At 41.5% G+C, this 17,903-nt stretch carries 19 protein-coding genes; 17 read left to right on the top strand and 2 right to left on the bottom strand.

The window, feature by feature from the left end; translation table 11 throughout:
* Positions 1-286: 286 nt before the first annotated feature.
* From OMHG_RS05155 to OMHG_RS05145, 3 genes are all read left to right on the top strand, one after another.
* On the top strand, positions 287-1,060 hold the full coding sequence (locus OMHG_RS05155; protein WP_010648894.1) for a ParA family protein: 774 nt from the start codon (positions 287-289) through the stop codon (positions 1,058-1,060).
* Complete coding sequence (locus OMHG_RS05150; RefSeq protein ID WP_010648893.1) at positions 1,041-1,877, top strand: ParB/RepB/Spo0J family partition protein; 837 nt, start codon at positions 1,041-1,043, stop codon at positions 1,875-1,877. The genes OMHG_RS05155 and OMHG_RS05150 overlap by 20 nt, the downstream gene beginning before the upstream one ends.
* A gap of 107 nt (positions 1,878-1,984) precedes the next feature.
* Positions 1,985-2,692, top strand: a complete 708-nt coding sequence (locus OMHG_RS05145) for a DUF554 domain-containing protein (protein ID WP_010648892.1) — start codon at positions 1,985-1,987, stop codon at positions 2,690-2,692.
* Between the two features lie 156 nt (positions 2,693-2,848).
* On the opposite strand, the gene yyaC is transcribed toward OMHG_RS05145, so the two are convergent.
* Entirely contained in the window at positions 2,849-3,472 is a 624-nt protein-coding gene (gene yyaC, locus OMHG_RS05140; protein ID WP_010648891.1) for a spore protease YyaC, read from the bottom strand.
* A gap of 89 nt (positions 3,473-3,561) precedes the next feature.
* Between yyaC and OMHG_RS05135 the strand changes: the two genes are divergently transcribed.
* The 7 genes from OMHG_RS05135 (at position 3,562) to rpsR (ending at position 8,489) form a co-directional block, all read left to right on the top strand.
* The gene (locus OMHG_RS05135) at positions 3,562-4,587 is read left to right on the top strand and encodes a YkvI family membrane protein (protein WP_010648889.1); all 1,026 of its coding nucleotides are present in this window, start codon (positions 3,562-3,564) and stop codon (positions 4,585-4,587) included.
* Positions 4,587-5,504, top strand: coding sequence for a mechanosensitive ion channel family protein (locus OMHG_RS05130; protein WP_010648888.1), 918 nt, complete (start codon positions 4,587-4,589; stop codon positions 5,502-5,504). Before OMHG_RS05135 ends, OMHG_RS05130 begins: the two co-directional genes overlap by 1 nt.
* A gap of 132 nt (positions 5,505-5,636) precedes the next feature.
* Positions 5,637-5,831 (top strand): DUF951 domain-containing protein, encoded by a 195-nt coding sequence (locus tag OMHG_RS05125; protein WP_010648887.1) that lies wholly within the window; start codon positions 5,637-5,639, stop codon positions 5,829-5,831.
* A gap of 287 nt (positions 5,832-6,118) precedes the next feature.
* Positions 6,119-7,219 (top strand): redox-regulated ATPase YchF, encoded by a 1,101-nt coding sequence (ychF, locus tag OMHG_RS05120; RefSeq protein WP_010648886.1) that lies wholly within the window; start codon positions 6,119-6,121, stop codon positions 7,217-7,219.
* Between the two features lie 210 nt (positions 7,220-7,429).
* Positions 7,430-7,717: a 30S ribosomal protein S6 gene (rpsF, locus tag OMHG_RS05115; protein WP_010648885.1), complete on the top strand. Its 288-nt coding sequence runs from the start codon at positions 7,430-7,432 to the stop codon at positions 7,715-7,717.
* A 15-nt stretch (positions 7,718-7,732) separates the two neighbouring features.
* A complete protein-coding gene (gene ssb / locus OMHG_RS05110; protein WP_010648884.1) occupies positions 7,733-8,236 on the top strand; it encodes a single-stranded DNA-binding protein in 504 nt (167 codons plus the stop codon).
* A 22-nt stretch (positions 8,237-8,258) separates the two neighbouring features.
* The gene (rpsR, locus tag OMHG_RS05105) at positions 8,259-8,489 is read left to right on the top strand and encodes a 30S ribosomal protein S18 (RefSeq protein ID WP_010648883.1); all 231 of its coding nucleotides are present in this window, start codon (positions 8,259-8,261) and stop codon (positions 8,487-8,489) included.
* Positions 8,490-8,552: 63 nt separating this feature from the next.
* Here rpsR and OMHG_RS05100 read toward each other — a convergent pair whose 3' ends face one another.
* Complete coding sequence (locus OMHG_RS05100) at positions 8,553-9,047, bottom strand: hypothetical protein (protein ID WP_010648881.1); 495 nt, start codon at positions 9,045-9,047, stop codon at positions 8,553-8,555.
* A gap of 329 nt (positions 9,048-9,376) precedes the next feature.
* Here OMHG_RS05100 and OMHG_RS05095 point away from each other — a divergent pair, with 329 nt between their 5' ends.
* The 7 genes from OMHG_RS05095 (at position 9,377) to OMHG_RS05065 (ending at position 17,806) form a co-directional block, all read left to right on the top strand.
* Positions 9,377-10,318, top strand: a complete 942-nt coding sequence (locus tag OMHG_RS05095) for a YybS family protein (protein ID WP_010648880.1) — start codon at positions 9,377-9,379, stop codon at positions 10,316-10,318.
* A 43-nt stretch (positions 10,319-10,361) separates the two neighbouring features.
* A complete protein-coding gene (locus tag OMHG_RS05090) occupies positions 10,362-12,338 on the top strand; it encodes a DHH family phosphoesterase (protein WP_010648879.1) in 1,977 nt (658 codons plus the stop codon).
* Positions 12,335-12,781, top strand: a complete 447-nt coding sequence (rplI, locus tag OMHG_RS05085; protein WP_010648877.1) for a 50S ribosomal protein L9 — start codon at positions 12,335-12,337, stop codon at positions 12,779-12,781. Before OMHG_RS05090 ends, rplI begins: the two co-directional genes overlap by 4 nt.
* Before the next feature lie 167 nt (positions 12,782-12,948).
* Entirely contained in the window at positions 12,949-14,322 is a 1,374-nt protein-coding gene (gene dnaB, locus OMHG_RS05080; protein WP_010648876.1) for a replicative DNA helicase, read from the top strand.
* A gap of 460 nt (positions 14,323-14,782) precedes the next feature.
* Positions 14,783-15,982, top strand: a complete 1,200-nt coding sequence (locus OMHG_RS05075) for a quaternary amine ABC transporter ATP-binding protein (RefSeq protein ID WP_010648875.1) — start codon at positions 14,783-14,785, stop codon at positions 15,980-15,982.
* Positions 15,975-16,832 (top strand): ABC transporter permease, encoded by an 858-nt coding sequence (locus OMHG_RS05070; RefSeq protein ID WP_010648874.1) that lies wholly within the window; start codon positions 15,975-15,977, stop codon positions 16,830-16,832. Before OMHG_RS05075 ends, OMHG_RS05070 begins: the two co-directional genes overlap by 8 nt.
* Before the next feature lie 74 nt (positions 16,833-16,906).
* Positions 16,907-17,806, top strand: coding sequence for a glycine betaine ABC transporter substrate-binding protein (locus OMHG_RS05065; protein ID WP_010648873.1), 900 nt, complete (start codon positions 16,907-16,909; stop codon positions 17,804-17,806).
* The last annotated feature ends 97 nt before the right edge of the window (positions 17,807-17,903 follow it).

The raw sequence follows: 17,903 nt of genomic DNA, 5'->3' as shown, positions 1-17,903 counted from the left end.
GCGGAATAAATAAAAATGGCGCGGAATTCCCATCAGAGCCGCGGAATAATCCAAAACAGTGCGGAATTCCCGCCCGAATCGCGGAATAAACGAAAAAACCGCGGAATCCCCGCCAGAACCGCGTAACCAATCCAGCCAGCTCAAAACTCCACCCCCCCGAAAACCATGGGGAAACTGTATATCCGTCAGATGATTACATTACAATTTAACAAAAATAGTGAAATTTATAGTCTTTATTACAAAAATAATGATAATATAGTATTTATATAGTTAGGTAGGTGTCAACATGGGAAAAATAATGTCCATCGCAAATCAAAAAGGTGGCGTAGGTAAGACAACTTCATCGGTTAACCTTAGTGCATGCCTTGCCTCATTGGGGAATAGGGTACTGCTTGTTGATACAGATCCACAAGGGAATGCTACCAGTGGAGTAGGAATTAACAAGGCGGATGTCAGTAATTGTATTTACAATGTACTGGTTGAGGATTTACCGGCTGAAGAGGTTGTTGTTCCAACAAAAGTAAACAACTTAGATATAATACCTGCAACCATTCAACTCGCAGGAGCTGAAATTGAATTAGTTCCAATTATTTCAAGGGAAATCCGTTTGAAAAAAGCGCTTGATAGTTTAAAAGAAAAGTATGATTATATCATTATAGACTGTCCTCCATCGTTAGGACTATTGACGATTAATGCACTTACAGCATCTGATACGGTGATGATACCGGTGCAGTGTGAATATTATGCACTGGAAGGTCTGAGTCAATTGCTGAATACGATTCGCCTCGTCCAAAAACATTTAAATAAGCAGCTGATGATAGAGGGCGTGCTATTGACAATGCTGGATGCGAGAACCAATTTAGGCATACAAGTAATTGAAGAAGTGAAAAAATATTTTCAGGATAAAGTTTATAGTACAATCATACCGCGTAATGTACGATTGGGAGAGGCACCAAGTCATGGATTACCGATTATTATCTACGATCCGAAATCCAGAGGTGCTGAAGTTTATCTTGAATTGGCGAAGGAAGTGATTGCTAATGGCGAAAGGGTTAGGTAAAGGGCTTAATGCCTTCTTTCCTGAGATTGAAAAACAAGATGACGCTTCCGTTCAAGAGGTTGCTGTTATAGAATGCAGACCAAATCCTTATCAACCGAGAAAGACCTTTCATGCAGATGCAATTGAAGAGCTGAAAGAATCTATTTTGGAATACGGCATCATACAGCCGCTGATTGTCCGCAAAAGTATAAAGGGATATGAAATTGTTGCCGGCGAACGGCGTTTCCGTGCGGCCAAAGAAGCGGGTCTGGAAATCATTCCTGTAATCGTGAAGGATCTCTCAGATGAAAAAATGATGGAAATTGCCTTGCTGGAAAACCTGCAGCGTGAAGATTTGACGCCGATTGAAGAAGCGCACGCCTATGCCAATCTAATGACGGAGCTTAAGATTACCCAGGAAGATCTTTCCAAGCGATTGGGTAAAAGCAGGTCCCATATTGCAAATATTGTCCGCTTGCTTTCCCTCCCGGATCAAGTGGTCGCCTATATTAATAATGGCGAGCTATCGATGGGGCATGGCAGGGCCTTATTAGGGCTTAAAGATAAGGAAAGTTTGCTTCCATTCGTCAATAAGATTCGCCAGGAAAAGCTGAATGTTCGTCAGGTTGAAAAGCTTATCATGGAATTTAATGAAAAACCGGTCAGAAAAAAAGAGAAACCAAAAAAAGATGTTTTCATAAAAGAGCGGGAATCGGTGCTGCGAGATCGGCTAGGTACCGCTGTAACGATTCAAAGAGGGAAGCGTAAAGGGAAAATAGAAATTGAATTTTACACAGATGATGACTTGAATCGAATTATAGAATATCTAGAAAAATAATGGTTCTGAGAAGGCTGACGAACATAGTCAGTCTTTTATATTGGTGAATTAATAGAAAATGTTCCACGTGAAACATTTTAATATTTACATAAGTTGGGGCGGTAGAGATGGTATTATTCGGTACATTAATAAATGGAGCTTTCATAATTGCGGGCAGCGTTCTTGGTCTCTTCTTCACGAAAATCCCCGAAAGATATAAAGAAACGGTCATGCAGGGGATTGGACTTGCGGTTATCTTAATCGGTTTGCAGATGGCTTTGGTTACCGATCAAATTATCATTGTCCTTTTAGGTTTGCTGTCCGGTGCAATCATTGGGGAATTTATTCATCTGGAAGACGGACTAAATCGGCTTGGTTCCTGGCTAGGCAGTAAATTCACGGCCGATCCTGGGAGTGACTTTAGTGTCGCACAGGGGTTTATTACCGCAACATTGATCTTTTGCATTGGTGCGATGTCAATTCTCGGTGCATTGGATAGCGGGATTCGCGGAGATCATGAAGTTTTAATAACGAAAGGTGTTATTGATGGGTTTACCGCACTTGTGTTGACAACCACATTGGGATTCGGTGTCGTTTTCTCTGTCATTCCCGTTGTTCTATATCAAGGTGGAATTGCTCTTCTAGCTACCCAGATTGAAAAATGGATACCCGAAGCCTTTTTAAATGGGATGATTGTTGAGGTAACCGCGGTAGGGGGGTTATTGATTGTTGCTATCGGTTTAAACCTCCTGAAAATAACCCAGATGCGGATTGGCAATCTATTGCCGGCAATCGTGACAGTTGGGATTATCTATTATATCTATCAGATTATATAGAGGGCACCACTCACTCTCAATCGGTATTTTATGATAGCGGTCGGTGTCCATATATCCAAAAAAACGTAAATTCCTGCTGGGATTTACGTTTTTTTAATAGATTTGTGTGTGATATAAGTATTTATAGGATATAAAAAGGAGCCTGATAAAAGTTAATTATACTGTCCATTTCGTTTTATGCTGCTCTTCTGAAATGACAGATGATGGGGAAAAATGATGAACGAGCCTGTCATCAATGATGCTTAGGATTTCAGCTATCTGTTTTGCCATATCGACAACAATCGACAATCTGGTGTTCTGGAGGATGGAATGCTCCATAAATCCGCTAATATTAACTACTCCAGTAATATTTACATCTCCAATGGATGGTAATGCCTTATTTAAAGCAGACCCAGGCTTTAATGGACCATTTTCCGTAATGATATGCCCAATGGAGGCATTCCGTCCAAGACAGGCGTCTATGGCGATGATAAAAGGGTTTCGATAGGTAGTAGTTATTTTCTCGATTGCCTCATGAAGATTTACAGCATGGACGGGATGATGCAATGTTCCGTATACATGCATATGTTTTGTTTTTTCTTCTTGCAAAAAAGACCCTGTCAGTGGGCCAAGTGCATCCCCTGTAGAACGGTCAGTGCCAATACATAGGATGACATATTCCCGCGGCTGATTGGGGAACCAGGACATGATTTTATCGCTCATTCGCAGTGCTATTTCAGAATCCATGTGCGACATACGAAAATTATCAGATGAATTGTCAAAACGATTGTTTAGATTCATAGCTTATCCTCCACAAACATATTGGTATAGTATACGGATGTTGCAAGTGAACTATACATACGAATATGAAATTTATTGGGGGAAGCAGAATGTGGGCAGCAGGATTGAAGTGGATGTTTTTGATTATAGGCACGACCATTGGTGCAGGGTATGCGTCTGGCCGGGAGCTATGGCAATTTTTCGGGCATGAAAGTGGACTTGCTATCTTATTATTTTCATTATTTTTTTCTGTATGCTGTATGGTGATCATGAATATTAGCCATAAATTAAAGACAAATCATTATTTACCGGTACTTGAGGAAATTGTTGGAAGTAAACTGACAGGTGTTTTTGACTTTATGATTCTCCTATATTTATTTACGACCACCATCATTATGATTGCCGGCAGCGGGGCCACGGGGCAGGCGTTTAACTTTCCCAATTGGTGGGGAATGGTTATAATTGCAGTCGCTTTGATTCTATTATTCAGTAAAGGTGTTAATGGGCTTATCAATATCAATAGGTACATCCTTCCTTTTTTACTTGGGGGGATGCTGTACATTCTCATCATGTTCACTATCGATCAGCACTTGGCATTGTTCTCCCATTGGCATGAACAGCGGAACTGGATAGCGGCATTTCCTTTTACGGCATTGAATATATTGCCTCTCATTGCGGTGCTTGGTGCGGTTGGGAATAAAGTTACGTCAAAGAGGGAGATAGGGATTGCCTGCTGGGGAAGCGGGATTTGCTTAGGGGTCCTCTCCTATATTTATAATAACAGTCTCATTCAAATTGCAGATGAAATTCTTTTATATGAAATCCCTTTGTTTGCAATTTTAAAGCATTATCCCTTTGAGATACTCGTGTTAATGTCTATCCTATTGTGGTTTGCTATTTTTACAACGGCGGCATCGGGAATGCTTGGGATTGCTACCAGACTGCAGGAGTATTTCCAAAAACCGCTGCATGTTATCGTTGTTGGGGTATTGCTAATCATGATACCATTATCAACATTCGGATTCTCTACCCTAATTAGTTTTATCTATCCAATCTATGGAATATTGAACCTATATATATTAGCCAGACTCTTAATGTATCCTATATGGAATAAAATGGACAGGCGGCATAAATGATGAGTGGAGGAATAAAGATGGATGCCATCAATAGACAAATAACCGATCTATGGACATATATAACTGGACCGGAATTATGGACAATCATATTCTCGGTTTTCATTAAAGTTGTCATTATCATTCTACTGGCTGTCACGATTGTCAAGGTGACGAGGACCCTGGTAGAAAAGCTGTTTTCAAACAGGAGCAGAGGTCCCATCAGAATCTCGCAGCGAAGGGAAAATACACTCAAAAAACTGATTAAAAATGTGATTGCCTATATCGTATATTTTATGGCAATTGTGATGATACTCGGTGTCTTTAACTTTGAAATCGGTCCGCTGCTTGCAGGTGCCGGGGTTGTAGGCTTGGCTATCGGTTTTGGGGCACAGAATCTGGTAAGGGATATTATCTCTGGCTTCTTTATTATTTTTGAAGACCAATTCTCTGTTGGGGATTATGTGGCAGTATCCGGAATCGAGGGTACGGTAGAGGAGATTGGGCTTCGCACGACGAAGGTACTAAGCTGGACAGGAGAAATGCACATTATCCCAAACGGAAATGTGACACAGGTTACCAATTATTCGCTCCATAATGGGCTTGCAGTGGTAGATATCAATATTCCGTATGAAAGCAATGTTGACGATGCGGAAAAGGTCATTAATAAAGTGGCTGCCAGTTTACCCGAGAAATATGAATTCATTGTCGGAATCCCGGAAATCATTGGGGTGCAGAATCTTGAAGTATCCCATTTTACACTTCGCGTCATTGCAGATACATTACCCGGATTCCAATGGGCTGGAGAACGCAATATTAAAAAAGAAATGCAGGACAAGCTATATAAATCAGGAATTGAAATACCGGCACCGCGACTTGTCATGTATTCAAAAGAAGAAAAAGAGAAATTTATTCAGGAAAATAGAGAGCGCGGACTATAAAATTTAGGTATAATGGGAGATAACAAAAGCATAGAATCCCTGTTGGCGTGGAAGCAAAAATATATGGGTGGGTTGAATTATTCCTGCTATTTTAAACGTTTCGTATCTAAAGTGTAAAAAGGAGAGCCCGAAATGGAGAAAGAATTTGGATTGAATGATGTTGTACAGATGAAAAAACAGCACCCGTGTGGTGAAAACCGCTGGAAAATAATTCGGATGGGCATGGATATCCGAATCAAATGCCTTGGCTGTGAGCACAGTGTCATGATTCCGAGAAGAGAATTTACAAAGAAAATGAAAAAAGTATTGGAAAGGGCAGAAGGATAGTGAAAAGCGCCGATTCCAATATAACGGTTTTTAACAGAAAGAGCCCGTTGCAGCGGGAATGTTAAATAATTTTAAAAATAGTTAAAATTGACTATGAGGCGTTTGAATTAGTATAATAGAAGCATAAAGAGATAGAAAAATGAAAAGTAATAGGGTAAAAGCAAAAATAGGTATACATTGTATGCCTATTTTTGCTTTTTAGCTGCTTGTCTTTTTACATGCTACTATCTATAATTGGGATAACAAACGCGTTCATATGAATGGAATCCTTAAGGAGTGAAAGTTTAATGGCATTGACAGCAGGAATCGTCGGACTTCCGAACGTTGGAAAATCCACACTTTTTAACGCAATAACACAGGCCGGAGCAGAAGCAGCAAACTATCCGTTTGCAACGATCGATCCAAATGTGGGAATTGTGGAAGTACCTGACGAACGCTTAGATAAATTAACTGAATTAGTAAAACCGAAAAAAACGGTACCAACGGCATTTGAATTTACCGATATTGCAGGTATCGTAAAAGGTGCAAGTAAGGGTGAAGGGCTTGGCAACCAATTCCTTTCACATATTCGGCAAGTGGATGCAATCTGTCAGGTTGTTCGCTGTTTCGTGGATGAGAACATTACCCACGTCTCTGGTAAAGTGGACCCGATCGATGATATCGAGATTATTAATCTGGAATTGATTCTTGCTGACTTGGAAACTGTTAATAAACGTTTTCAGCGTGTGGAAAAACTTGCAAGGCAAAAAGACAAGGATGCAGTTGCTGAACATGATGTTCTTGTGAAAATCAAGGATGGCCTGGAAGAAGAAAAACCAGTCCGTGCTTTGGAATTTACAGAAGATCAGCAGAAAGTAGTGAGAGGCCTTCACTTATTAACCAGCAAACCAACCTTATATGTAGCAAATGTAAGCGAGGAAGAGGTTGCTGACCCTGATTCAAATGAAAATGTTCAAAAGGTGCGTGAATTTGCAGCCAAAGAAAATGCGGAAGTCATTGTTATCTGCGCAAGGATTGAAGAGGAGATTTCAGAGCTTGATCCAGAGGAAAAGGAAATGTTCCTTGATGATCTAGGAATTACTGAATCCGGATTGGACAAGCTGATTAAAGCTTCTTACAGCCTCTTAGGACTCGCAACGTATTTTACAGCGGGTGAACAGGAAGTACGCGCATGGACGTTCCGTAAAGGTATTAAAGCACCGCAAGCAGCAGGAATTATCCATACTGATTTTGAAAGAGGCTTCATTCGTGCAGAGACCGTTTCCTATGAGGATTTGGTCGATGCAGGCAACATGGCACATGCACGGGAAAGAGGGAAGGTCCGTCTGGAAGGCAAAGATTACGTTGTCCAGGACGGTGACGTCATTCATTTCAGATTCAACGTCTAAATAACCGCAGAAGCTGGTTGGATCAAGTCAGCACTGTAAATTTGCAATAACGTATATTGGGATCTCTCGGATACTTGTCAAACAAAGCAGGATTTGGTATAATTTATCATTGTGAGTAATTAGATTATGATTATTCCTTGCTCCTATTGCGATTAACGGATAAGTTTTTCAGCAAATGGGGGCCGCTAAGACCAAAAGGAGGTGTAACGGATGAGAAAATACGAAATCATGTATATCGTCCGCCCAGACATTGAAGAGGATGCTCTAACAGCTTTAATCGAGCGTTTCAACAAGATCTTAACTGATAATGGAGCGGAGATTGCTAAAGTAGATGAGAAAGGCAAGAAACGTCTTGCTTATGAAATCAAAGACTACCGTGATGGATATTATGTAATCATTAACTTCAGCAGTGGCGACGAAGCAGTAAATGAATTTGATCGCCTAGCTAAGTTCTCTGATGATATTATTCGTCATATTGCAGTTCGAGATGAACAATAATAAGGAGTGGTTCTGATGTTAAATCGTGTCGTACTCGTAGGCAGGTTAACGAAGGATCCTGATTTACGTTATACACCCAATGGCGTTGCAGTGGCCAACTTTACTGTCGCAGTAAATAGACCGTTCTCCAACCAGCAGGGAAATCGTGAAGCTGACTTCATTAACTGTGTTGTTTGGCGTAAACCGGCTGAAAACCTTGCAAACTACATGAAAAAGGGTAGTTTAATCGGTGTGGATGGCCGTATTCAAACACGTACATTCGAAGGACAAGATGGTAAAACTGTTTATGTAACGGAAGTTGTTGCTGACAGTGTTCAATTTTTGGAATCTAAAGGTTCTTCCCAAGGAAGACAAGAATCATCAGACTTCCAGCAAAACAGAAATCAGAACCAATTTCAAAATCAAAATCAAAATCAAAACCAAAATCAATACCAGCAAAACCAGAATCAAAATCAAGACGATCCATTTAAAAATAATGGAGAGCCTATCGATATATCAGACGATGATTTACCATTCTAAAATATAAAAAGGAGGGTTATCAATGGCAGCTCGTCGCGGACGCGCAAAGCGTCGGAAGGTGTGTTACTTCACAGCAAACGGAATTACACACATCGATTATAAAGATGTAGATTTGCTAAGACGTTTCGTTTCTGAACGTGGAAAAATTCTTCCACGTCGTGTAACTGGAACTTCTGCAAAATACCAGCGTAAGCTTACAATCGCAATCAAACGTGCTCGTACTATGGCTTTACTTCCATATGTATCTGAGTAATGAAAAAGCCTCAAAATCTGTAACCGGATTTTGAGGCTTTTTATATTGCGTTCGTGAATCTTTTTATTTTTTATGCGTAGTTCTTTTCTGCGGATAGATGGTAATCATCTTTATTAAAAGGATAAAGGCATACAGAAAAGCGATAGCTAGATATAGATCACTCACATGAAATAGGAGGGTAATGACCGTATAAAGCAGAAAGGGAATGGTCGTCGTAAAGGCGCTCAGCTTCCAAAGGATGGCAAAGCGCAATTTCCGCTGGGTGATCATTGCAAAGCCCACCCCCATATAAGCGACAATCGATAAGGCGGCAAACACAAGGATTGTCATTGGGAGATAATAAAACATGAAAAAGTAAATGAGCTTGAAAATAATATGAAGATCTGCTCCAAGCCCAGTGGTTGCTGTAAGCCTCTCTATGAGAGATGGGATGGAGACGATGGCGAGCATGAGGAACATATAGATAACGGCTACATCCATTCCAGCCCGATTGAGCTTAAACATAGCATTTTTTTTCGGTAATTTTAGACTGGTAAGAAATAGGTGCAGGTAGGTCATGTAAGTTCATCCTTCTAAAAGTTTGGTTCTATCCATGAGTGAAAATCTATATACAGATAATAAACTCTTGGATATTCCATTATCTCTCTCCCATTATAATGGAAAATAGATGCAAAAGCGCCTATGTTGATGAAATGGATAGCATCTTTTTCATAGAATTAGATGTTTCGACAAGAGGCAGCAGTTTTTTGTCGAAAAAAGGTCTTTCTATTGCCCGGGAAATAATGGTTTCTACATGATCCGACAAGCCTTTCTATTGAAATCATGTTATCATATGATAAGATGTATTCCTGAATTTAATTTCTACTTGCTTAGATGAGGTGCAATGAATGAATCAATCGAGAAAAATGACAGACGGAGCATTATTGCTGGCAATCTTCATGGTACTAGTATTTATTACTGTGTTTGTGCCAGTGCTATCTATATTCGGCATGTTTGTTTTGCCGGTCCCATTTGTTTTATATGCTTCCAGATATGGCTTTAAGCCTTCTTTATTAATGCTTGCAGTTGCATTGGTTTTAACTGTAATCCTGACAACCTTCTTTACCTTGCCGCTTGCAGTATTGATGGGGATTGGCGGTATAGCCATAGGTGGTGCCATCCGCAAGGGTCTTTCCCCATACGAAACATGGGCAAGAGGTACATTAGGGTTTATTGCCGGGCTATTGTTTGTTTTTGTTTTCAGCCAAATCGTCTTATCCATGAATTGGGTGGAAGAATTTAAAGTAATGCTTTCTGATTCATTGGAAATGAGCATGTCTGTAATGGAACAATTTGGTGCAGCGGAGCAGACAGAAGAAATGGAAGAAATGCTCCAATTACAGGTTGAGACCATCATTGATCTCCTTCCGGTAGGGTTTGCTTTATCTGCTATCATACTCGCTTTTCTCTCCCAATGGATTAGCTATAAATTTATAAACCGGCTTGAGAAGAAACAGCTCTATTTTCCCGCTTTTCGCAATTTGAGATTCCCGACATCGATTATATGGGTTTACTTTTTTGCACTGTTCTTTTCATTCCTTGGGCCTGATTCCGGCTTTTACTATATGGCCTTACAGAATGTGCTCGTACTTACAGGTCTGTTAATGACGCTTCAGGGATTTTCTTTTATCTTCTTTTATGCCCATCACAAGCGGATGTCGCGAGCGATTCCGATTTTCAGTGTTGTGCTGACAATACTTTTTCCAACATTTCTGCTTTATTTCGTAAGAATCTTAGGTATAATTGATATAGGTTTTAGGCTAAGAGATTACCTGACAAAGAAGAAATAAAATAAAATCTACAGGTGATATGAAGTAATAGGAGCTGAACGCGATGCCGGATTTACAAAAGAAACCAACATTGAGCAGACACTTGTGGGTGATTTATCTATTGTCCCTAATTTTGCTTGGTGTCATTTGGTATTTCCAATGGATGTTGGGTCTCATTATGACTGTCGTTTTGGCTGCTTCCTTTTATTATAGTATCAGGACAGAACGGATGCTTCTTGAAGAGGCGGAGCAATATATCTCTACGATCTCCCATCGGATAAAGAAAGTCGGTGAAGAGGCATTATTGGAGATGCCGCTCGGGATTGTTCTGTATAATGAGGATTACCATATTGAGTGGACGAATCCATATATGAATAAATTCAGTGAAGAACATGATTCACTGGTAGGTGACTCGTTAAACAAGCTATCAGAAAACCTTATCCCCATGATTAAAGAGAATAAGGATACGGTGTGGCTTGAACTGAAAGGCTATAAGTTTCAAACGATCATCAGAAAAGAAGAAAGACTGCTCTATATGCTTGATCGCACAGATCAGGAAGAACTGCAGGAGCTTTATCATAATGAACAAACCGTATTGGCAATCATATTCCTGGACAATTATGAGGAAATCACACAAAACATGGATGACACTGCAAAAAGCCAGCTGAATTCACAAGTGACGACCGTTTTAAACAACTGGTCCAGTCATTACGGCCTTTATCTAAAACGAACATCACAGGAAAGGTTTCTAGCTGTTGGTACAAAGGAAATCCTTCAACAGCTTGAGAAAGTCAAGTTCGATATTTTGGATGAAGTACGTGAAATGAATGGTACAGATAGTAATCCTGTCACATTAAGCATTGGAGTCGGGGTCGGTAATATAAGCCTTCCTGAACTTGGAGAGCTTGCCCAATCCAGTCTCGATCTGGCGCTTGGACGCGGTGGTGACCAGGTTGCGATTAAAGAAGACCAGGGGAAGGTCCGTTTCTATGGTGGAAAAACCAATCCGATGGAAAAACGGACCCGTGTCAGAGCGCGTGTCATCTCTCATGCGCTGAAGGAACTGGTCAAGACAAGCGATAATGTGATTATTATGGGACATAAATCACCAGACATGGATTCACTCGGTGCAGCAATTGGCGTGTTGAATATTGCTAAGATCAATAATATAGATGGCCATATTGTATTCGATCCCGAAGATTTGGATACGGGTGTATACCGTCTCGTGGATGCGATAAAGGCAGATGAAGAATTATGGGATTATTTTATTGAGCCGGACGAAGCAGAAGAGATGATTACAAGCAGAAGCCTCGTGGTTATCGTGGATACCCACAAACCATCCATGGTGGCTGTTGAGAGTCTGCTGCATAAGTCGGAATATAAAGTAGTGATCGACCACCATCGCAGGGGTGAGGAATTTATTGATAATCCCACACTGGTTTATATGGAACCATATGCATCCTCGACAGCGGAACTGGTAACAGAATTGCTGGAATATCAGCCTAAAGGAACCAAGCTTAAAATGCTGGAAGCAACTGCCCTGTTGGCAGGTATCATTGTAGATACGAAGAGCTTTACGCTAAGAACGGGATCAAGGACCTTTGATGCAGCAAGCTATTTGCGCTCTAAAGGGGCAGACACCGTCCTGGTGCAGCAATTTATGAAGGAAGATCTTGACCTTTATATAAAACGAAGTAAAATAATTGAACGGGCCATTATTTACCGGGAGCATATTGCGATAGCGAAAGCAGAGCCGGGAACAGCCTATAGCCCCGTGCTTATTGCGCAGGCTGCCGATACCTTGCTTACCATGACTGGCATCAGCGCTTCCTTCGTTATCTCTGAAAGAGCAGACGAGAGGATAGGCATAAGTGCAAGATCCCTTGGTGATGTAAACGTACAGGTAATTATGGAGAAAATGAACGGCGGCGGACATTTAACGAATGCAGCTACCCAAATAGAAGATACAACGATTAATGATGCAGAAGCATTTCTGATTGATATTTTAAATGAGTATTATGAAGGGAGAGAAACAGAATGAGAGTAATTTTTCTAAAAGACGTAAAAGGCAAAGCCAAAAAAGGTGATGTAAAAAATGTACCTGATGGATATGCACGGAATTACCTGTTGAAAAACAACCTGGCAGAGGAAGCAACGGCGGGAAGCATGAAGGCACTTGAAGCAAAGCAGCGCAAAAGCGCCCAGCAGGAACAACAGGAAAAAGAAGAAGCTATGAATCTTAAAGATACCCTTGCAGAGTTGACGGTTGAGCTTAAAGCAAAATCAGGCGAAGGCGGCCGGTTGTTTGGTTCTATTACAAGCAAACAGATTGCCGAGGGTCTTCAGAAACAGCATGGCCATAAAGTGGACAAACGTAAAATCGAGCTGGACCAGCCGATTCGGGCATTGGGATATACCACCGTGCCGGTAAAACTTCATCCAGAGGTATCCGGTTCTGTAAAGGTTCATGTAAGTGAACAATAGATCTGCAAAAATAGAAAAATAGCGAAATCGCATGACGGAAATCGGCTTAACTGCCGATTTCTTCTGTATTGCCGACAAACTAGTAAATATTGCTAATCCGTTTAATAGAAGTTAAATAGAAGTAAAGAGGACTTTGTTTTACCTCTTGGATGAAGGGGGAGAAAATGATGAGTCAATCGATGAACGACCGAACACCGCCACATAATATAGAAGCAGAGCAATCTGTAATTGGAGCGATTTTTCTCGAGCCGCAAGCTTTTACGACGGCATCAGAATTATTGGTCTCTGAAGATTTCTATCGTGCGAGTCATCAACGGATTTTTGCCGCAATGATGGACCTTTCTGAAAAGGGAGAACCGATTGATGTAGTAACGGTCACCACGTATTTAAATAACAAAAAACAGCTGGAAGAAGCGGGCGGTGTTACCTATTTGACACAGGTTGCCGAAAGCGTCCCGACAGCTGCCAATATCGAGTACTATAGTAAAATCGTTGAAGAAAAAGCCATCCTGCGCCGCCTAATACGAACTGCGACCGATATTGTGACATCCACTTTTGAAAAGGAAGATGAAGTGGAGGGTATTCTGAATGATGCAGAGAAAAATATCCTCGAGGTATCCGGACGGAAAAATACAGGGGCATTCAAAAACATTAAAGATGTCCTGATTGATGTATATGACAATATTGAGCAGCTACATCAACAGAGCGGCGATGTAACCGGAGTGCCGACAGGGTTTCATGACTTGGACCGAATCACGTCCGGATTCCAGCCAAATGATTTAATTATCATTGCGGCCCGGCCTTCTGTTGGTAAAACTGCCTTCGCCTTGAATGTTGCGCAGAACGTAGCTGTGAAGACAGAACAGAATGTAGCTATCTTCAGTCTGGAGATGGGTGCAGAACAGCTTGTACAGCGTATGCTTTGCGCGGAAGGTAATATTGATGCCCAGCGGCTTCGTAATGGACAGCTCCAGGCAGATGATTGGGGAAAATTGACGATGGCAATGGGATCCCTGTCAAATGCGGGAATCTATATTGATGACTCACCAGGGGTGCGTGTAAGCGAAATTCGCTCAAAATGCCGGCGCTTAAAACAGGAACATGGACTTGGCATGATATTGATCGATTACCTGCAGCTTATCCAGGGGAGTGGAAGCTCCAAAGAAAACCGTCAGCAGGAAGTTTCAGAGATATCACGTGCCTTGAAAGCATTGGCACGTGAACTGAAGGTTCCATTGATTGCCCTTTCGCAGCTTTCCCGTGGAGTGGAATCACGTCAGGATAAACGGCCGATGATGTCGGATATTCGTGAGTCAGGAAGTATTGAGCAGGATGCCGATATCGTAGGCTTCCTTTACCGTGATGATTATTATGACAAAGAAACAGAGAAACAGAATATTATCGAAATCATTATTGCCAAGCAGCGTAACGGCCCAACAGGCACGGTAGAGCTGGCATTCGTAAAAGAGTATAATAAATTCGTCGATTTGGACCACCGCTATCAGGATGGGGATATTCCTCCTATGATGATGCAAGCATAAAGAATGAAACCCAATATGACGAGATCTACGACCATACCCAATCAATAACCGGTATGGTCTTTTTTTATCGAGTGAAAACTTCGATTGCAGGACTTTTAACCTAAAACGTAAGATTATTATCATAAATATTAATATCGAAAATGAATCAATTTATTTAAAATATCCCACTATTATGGAAGTATTTAAGAGGAAAAAAGCGGATATCTATGGAAAGTTGAGCATAAAACCACTCAAACTGACTCGCAGGCATATATATTGGAAAACAGAGATATATGGACTTTGAATAACCAATGTTTAAGATTTATAGTAGTAAGTAGGCGATTGGGGCGGATAATCAAGTATAGAGAATAATGAATCCTAAACAGATTCATGTTTTTTTATGCTCGCGTACTAATAGAATAGTAGCAAGACTTTCTACATACTTCGACAAAATGGCAACTAGGAAATAAGAGGTGATAATATGCCAATAATAGAAGCAAAAAACTTATCAAAGGTTTTCGGTAAGAATACAAAGCAGGCATTGAATCTGATGGATGACGGTTTAAACAAGGAGCAAATCCTTAAAGAAACCGGCAATACAGTCGGTGTCAATCGGGCAAGTTTTTCTGTTGAGGAAGGGGAAATCTTCGTCATCATGGGACTATCCGGCAGCGGAAAGTCGACACTGGTAAGACTGCTGAATCGTTTAATTGAACCGACTGAGGGCAGTATTCTAATCGATGGTGAAGACCTGGCGAAAATGGATAAAAATTCCTTGCGAAAAGTCCGCAGGGAAAAACTAAGTATGGTATTTCAGCAATTCGCTTTGTTCCCACACCGGACGATTTTAGAGAATGCAGAATTTGGCTTGGAGATTCAAAAGGCGCCGAAAGAAGAACGAAGAGAAAAGGCAAAAGCCGCTTTGGAGATGGTTGGCTTAGGGGACTATATCCACCAGAAGCCCAAGCAGCTATCAGGCGGTATGCAGCAAAGAGTTGGACTGGCGCGTGCCCTGGCGAATGACCCCAAAGTATTGCTGATGGATGAAGCATTTTCCGCATTGGACCCACTTATCCGCAAAGATATGCAGGATGAACTCATTGAACTGCAATCCTCGATGAAAAAGACGATTATTTTTATTACCCATGATTTGGACGAAGCCCTGCGCTTGGGTGATCACATTGCACTTATGAAGGATGGTATGGTCGTACAGATCGGGACACCGGAGGAAATCCTGATGAATCCGGCAAATGATTATGTCGAAAAATTCGTTGAAGATGTAGACAGGTCCAAGATTTTAACCGCACAGCATATTATGAAACGACCGGAAACGGTAAATATAGAAAAGCATGGCCCCCGGGTAGCGCTTGAGCGGATGCGGGAAGAAGGAATCTCCAGTATCCTGGTTATCGATGGCAAACGTAATTTACAAGGGTATATCACGGCAGAAGATGCTTCCGAGGCACGAAAGCAGGATATCGGAAATCTGCATGATATTCTACGAACCGATATTCCGAAAGTGGAACGGGAAACAGCCATGAATGAGATTTTCACGATTATCCATGATGCCCTTACCCCAGTAGCCGTTGTAGAAGATTCGAAGCTGGTAGGCATTATCGTACGCGGGGCTGTCATTGCCGCCTTGGCTGGAGATGGTGAGGTGAATTTACAGCATGCCTAATTTTATGTTAAATATCATTCCGGAAATACCGTTAGCAGATGCAACCGATCGATTTACCGATGACTTAAAAGATACGTTTGCATTTCTGTTTGACCCAATTAGAGAACACTTTGGCAATTTCATGGAATTTGTCGCAGAAGATCTACTCATGAATATTCCGCCATTTGTTTTTATTATAATAGTAGCGTTGCTGGCATTCTTTGTTTCGGGTAAAAAACTGGGACTAGCCGCTTTCTCCATTATCGGATTGTGGCTCATCTACAATCAGGGGCACTGGGAAGACCTCATGAATACCGTAACACTTGTCTTGATAGCCAGTCTTCTTTCGGTCATTATTGGCGTCCCGATTGGAATATTGATGTCGAAAAGTAAATGGGCTAACGCCATATTCGCTCCAATTCTGGACTTTATGCAGACGATGCCCGCCTTTGTCTATTTGATTCCCGCCGTTGCCTTCTTTGGAATCGGGATGGTGCCAGGGGTGTTCGCATCCTTGATTTTTGCAACGCCGCCGACAGTGAGATTTACGAATTTAGGAATCCGGCAAGTTTCGAAGGATCTCGTGGAAGCCTCCGACGCATTTGGAAGCACAGGGGCTCAGAAATTATTTAAGGTAGAGCTGCCGATGGCAAAAGCGACGATTATGGCTGGAATCAACCAGACCGTCATGCTTGCACTTTCCATGGTTGTTATTGCATCGATGATTGGTGCGCCTGGACTCGGTAAAGAAGTTCTATCCTCACTCCAGCGTGCAGAAGCAGGAACAGGCTTTGTTGCAGGTTTGGGAATCGTTATTCTGGCGATTATCATTGATCGTATTACCCAAAATATCAATCGTGTAAAAGATTGATTTGTATAGCTGGTTATCTTTTCGCTATGAAAAGTTTTCCATAAAAAGAAAATAGAAAAGGGGAGATTAGATTTATGTTTAAATTTAACTGGAAACGTCTTGGGCTTATTTCCGGCCTATCATTAGCGCTTGTTGCAGCAGGCTGCGGCTCCGACGATGAAGCAGATTCAGGTTCTGAAGACAGTTCTTCATCCGTTGATGGCCAGGAGATCGAATTAGCCTATGTAGAGTGGGATACAGAAGTTGCCTCTACCCACGTAGTCGGAAAGGTATTGGAAGACTTGGGATATGATGTTAAATTAACTGCACTTGATAATGCTGTTATGTGGGAAGCCGTTGCCAATGGCGAAGCAGATGGTATGGTCGCAGCTTGGTTACCTGGTACACATGGTGCTCAATATGAAGAGTATGGTGATCAGCTGGTTGATTTAGGTACCAACTTAGAAGGTGCCGCAATTGGCCTCGTTGTTCCGTCATATATGGATGTGGATTCTATTGCTGATTTAGAAGGACAGGCAGATCAGACAATCACAGGTATTGAGCCTGGAGCAGGTGTCGTTGCAGCAGCTGAACAGGCACTGGAAGATTATGATAATCTGGAAGGCTGGGAAGTACAGACATCTTCAAGTGGTGCAATGGCAACAGCATTAGGTGAAGCCTATGAAAATGAGGAAGAAATCATTGTTACAGGCTGGTCGCCGCACTGGAAATTCCAAGCCTATGATTTAAAATATCTGGAAGATCCAGAGGGTTCATTTGGTGAAGCTGAAGAGATTGCTACCATGGTCCGCGAAGGCTTAGAAGAAGATATGCCGGAAGCTTATCAGGTATTGGATAACTTTAACTGGACACCAGAAGATCTTGAAGCAGTAATGCTTGATATCTATGAGGGTGCAGATCCGGAAGAAGCAGCAGCTACATGGGTTGAAGAGAATGCTGAAAAAGTAGCAGAATGGACAGAAGGAATCGAATAAATAATGGAGAACAGGCCTGCGGATTATCGGCAGGCCTGTTTTTTTGTGGAAAATCTGCATTTTACCGTACAATAAATTAAAATAATCCCATAAACGT

It is taken from the genome of Oceanobacillus massiliensis str. N'diop, from assembly GCF_000285495.1.
GTDB lineage: Bacteria > Bacillota > Bacilli > Bacillales > Amphibacillaceae > Oceanobacillus > Oceanobacillus massiliensis.
The sequence above is the reverse complement of the archived record's forward strand: the minus strand, read 5'-3'. Positions and strand labels throughout refer to the sequence as shown.

Bases quoted from the DNA above. Each gene is read 5' to 3' on its own strand.
- OMHG_RS05155 (WP_010648894.1), top strand. From the start codon at position 287: ATGGGAAAAATAATGTCCATCGCAAATCAAAAAGGTGGCGTAGGTAAG.
- OMHG_RS05150 (WP_010648893.1), top strand. From the start codon at position 1,041: ATGGCGAAAGGGTTAGGTAAAGGGCTTAATGCCTTCTTTCCTGAGATT.
- OMHG_RS05145 (WP_010648892.1), top strand. From the start codon at position 1,985: ATGGTATTATTCGGTACATTAATAAATGGAGCTTTCATAATTGCGGGC.
- yyaC (WP_010648891.1), bottom strand. From the start codon at position 3,472: ATGAATCTAAACAATCGTTTTGACAATTCATCTGATAATTTTCGTATG.
- OMHG_RS05135 (WP_010648889.1), top strand. From the start codon at position 3,562: ATGTGGGCAGCAGGATTGAAGTGGATGTTTTTGATTATAGGCACGACC.
- OMHG_RS05130 (WP_010648888.1), top strand. From the start codon at position 4,587: ATGAGTGGAGGAATAAAGATGGATGCCATCAATAGACAAATAACCGAT.
- OMHG_RS05125 (WP_010648887.1), top strand. From the start codon at position 5,637: ATGGAGAAAGAATTTGGATTGAATGATGTTGTACAGATGAAAAAACAG.
- ychF (WP_010648886.1), top strand. From the start codon at position 6,119: ATGGCATTGACAGCAGGAATCGTCGGACTTCCGAACGTTGGAAAATCC.
- rpsF (WP_010648885.1), top strand. From the start codon at position 7,430: ATGAGAAAATACGAAATCATGTATATCGTCCGCCCAGACATTGAAGAG.
- ssb (WP_010648884.1), top strand. From the start codon at position 7,733: ATGTTAAATCGTGTCGTACTCGTAGGCAGGTTAACGAAGGATCCTGAT.
- rpsR (WP_010648883.1), top strand. From the start codon at position 8,259: ATGGCAGCTCGTCGCGGACGCGCAAAGCGTCGGAAGGTGTGTTACTTC.
- OMHG_RS05100 (WP_010648881.1), bottom strand. From the start codon at position 9,047: ATGACCTACCTGCACCTATTTCTTACCAGTCTAAAATTACCGAAAAAA.
- OMHG_RS05095 (WP_010648880.1), top strand. From the start codon at position 9,377: ATGAATCAATCGAGAAAAATGACAGACGGAGCATTATTGCTGGCAATC.
- OMHG_RS05090 (WP_010648879.1), top strand. From the start codon at position 10,362: ATGCCGGATTTACAAAAGAAACCAACATTGAGCAGACACTTGTGGGTG.
- rplI (WP_010648877.1), top strand. From the start codon at position 12,335: ATGAGAGTAATTTTTCTAAAAGACGTAAAAGGCAAAGCCAAAAAAGGT.
- dnaB (WP_010648876.1), top strand. From the start codon at position 12,949: ATGAGTCAATCGATGAACGACCGAACACCGCCACATAATATAGAAGCA.
- OMHG_RS05075 (WP_010648875.1), top strand. From the start codon at position 14,783: ATGCCAATAATAGAAGCAAAAAACTTATCAAAGGTTTTCGGTAAGAAT.
- OMHG_RS05070 (WP_010648874.1), top strand. From the start codon at position 15,975: ATGCCTAATTTTATGTTAAATATCATTCCGGAAATACCGTTAGCAGAT.
- OMHG_RS05065 (WP_010648873.1), top strand. From the start codon at position 16,907: ATGTTTAAATTTAACTGGAAACGTCTTGGGCTTATTTCCGGCCTATCA.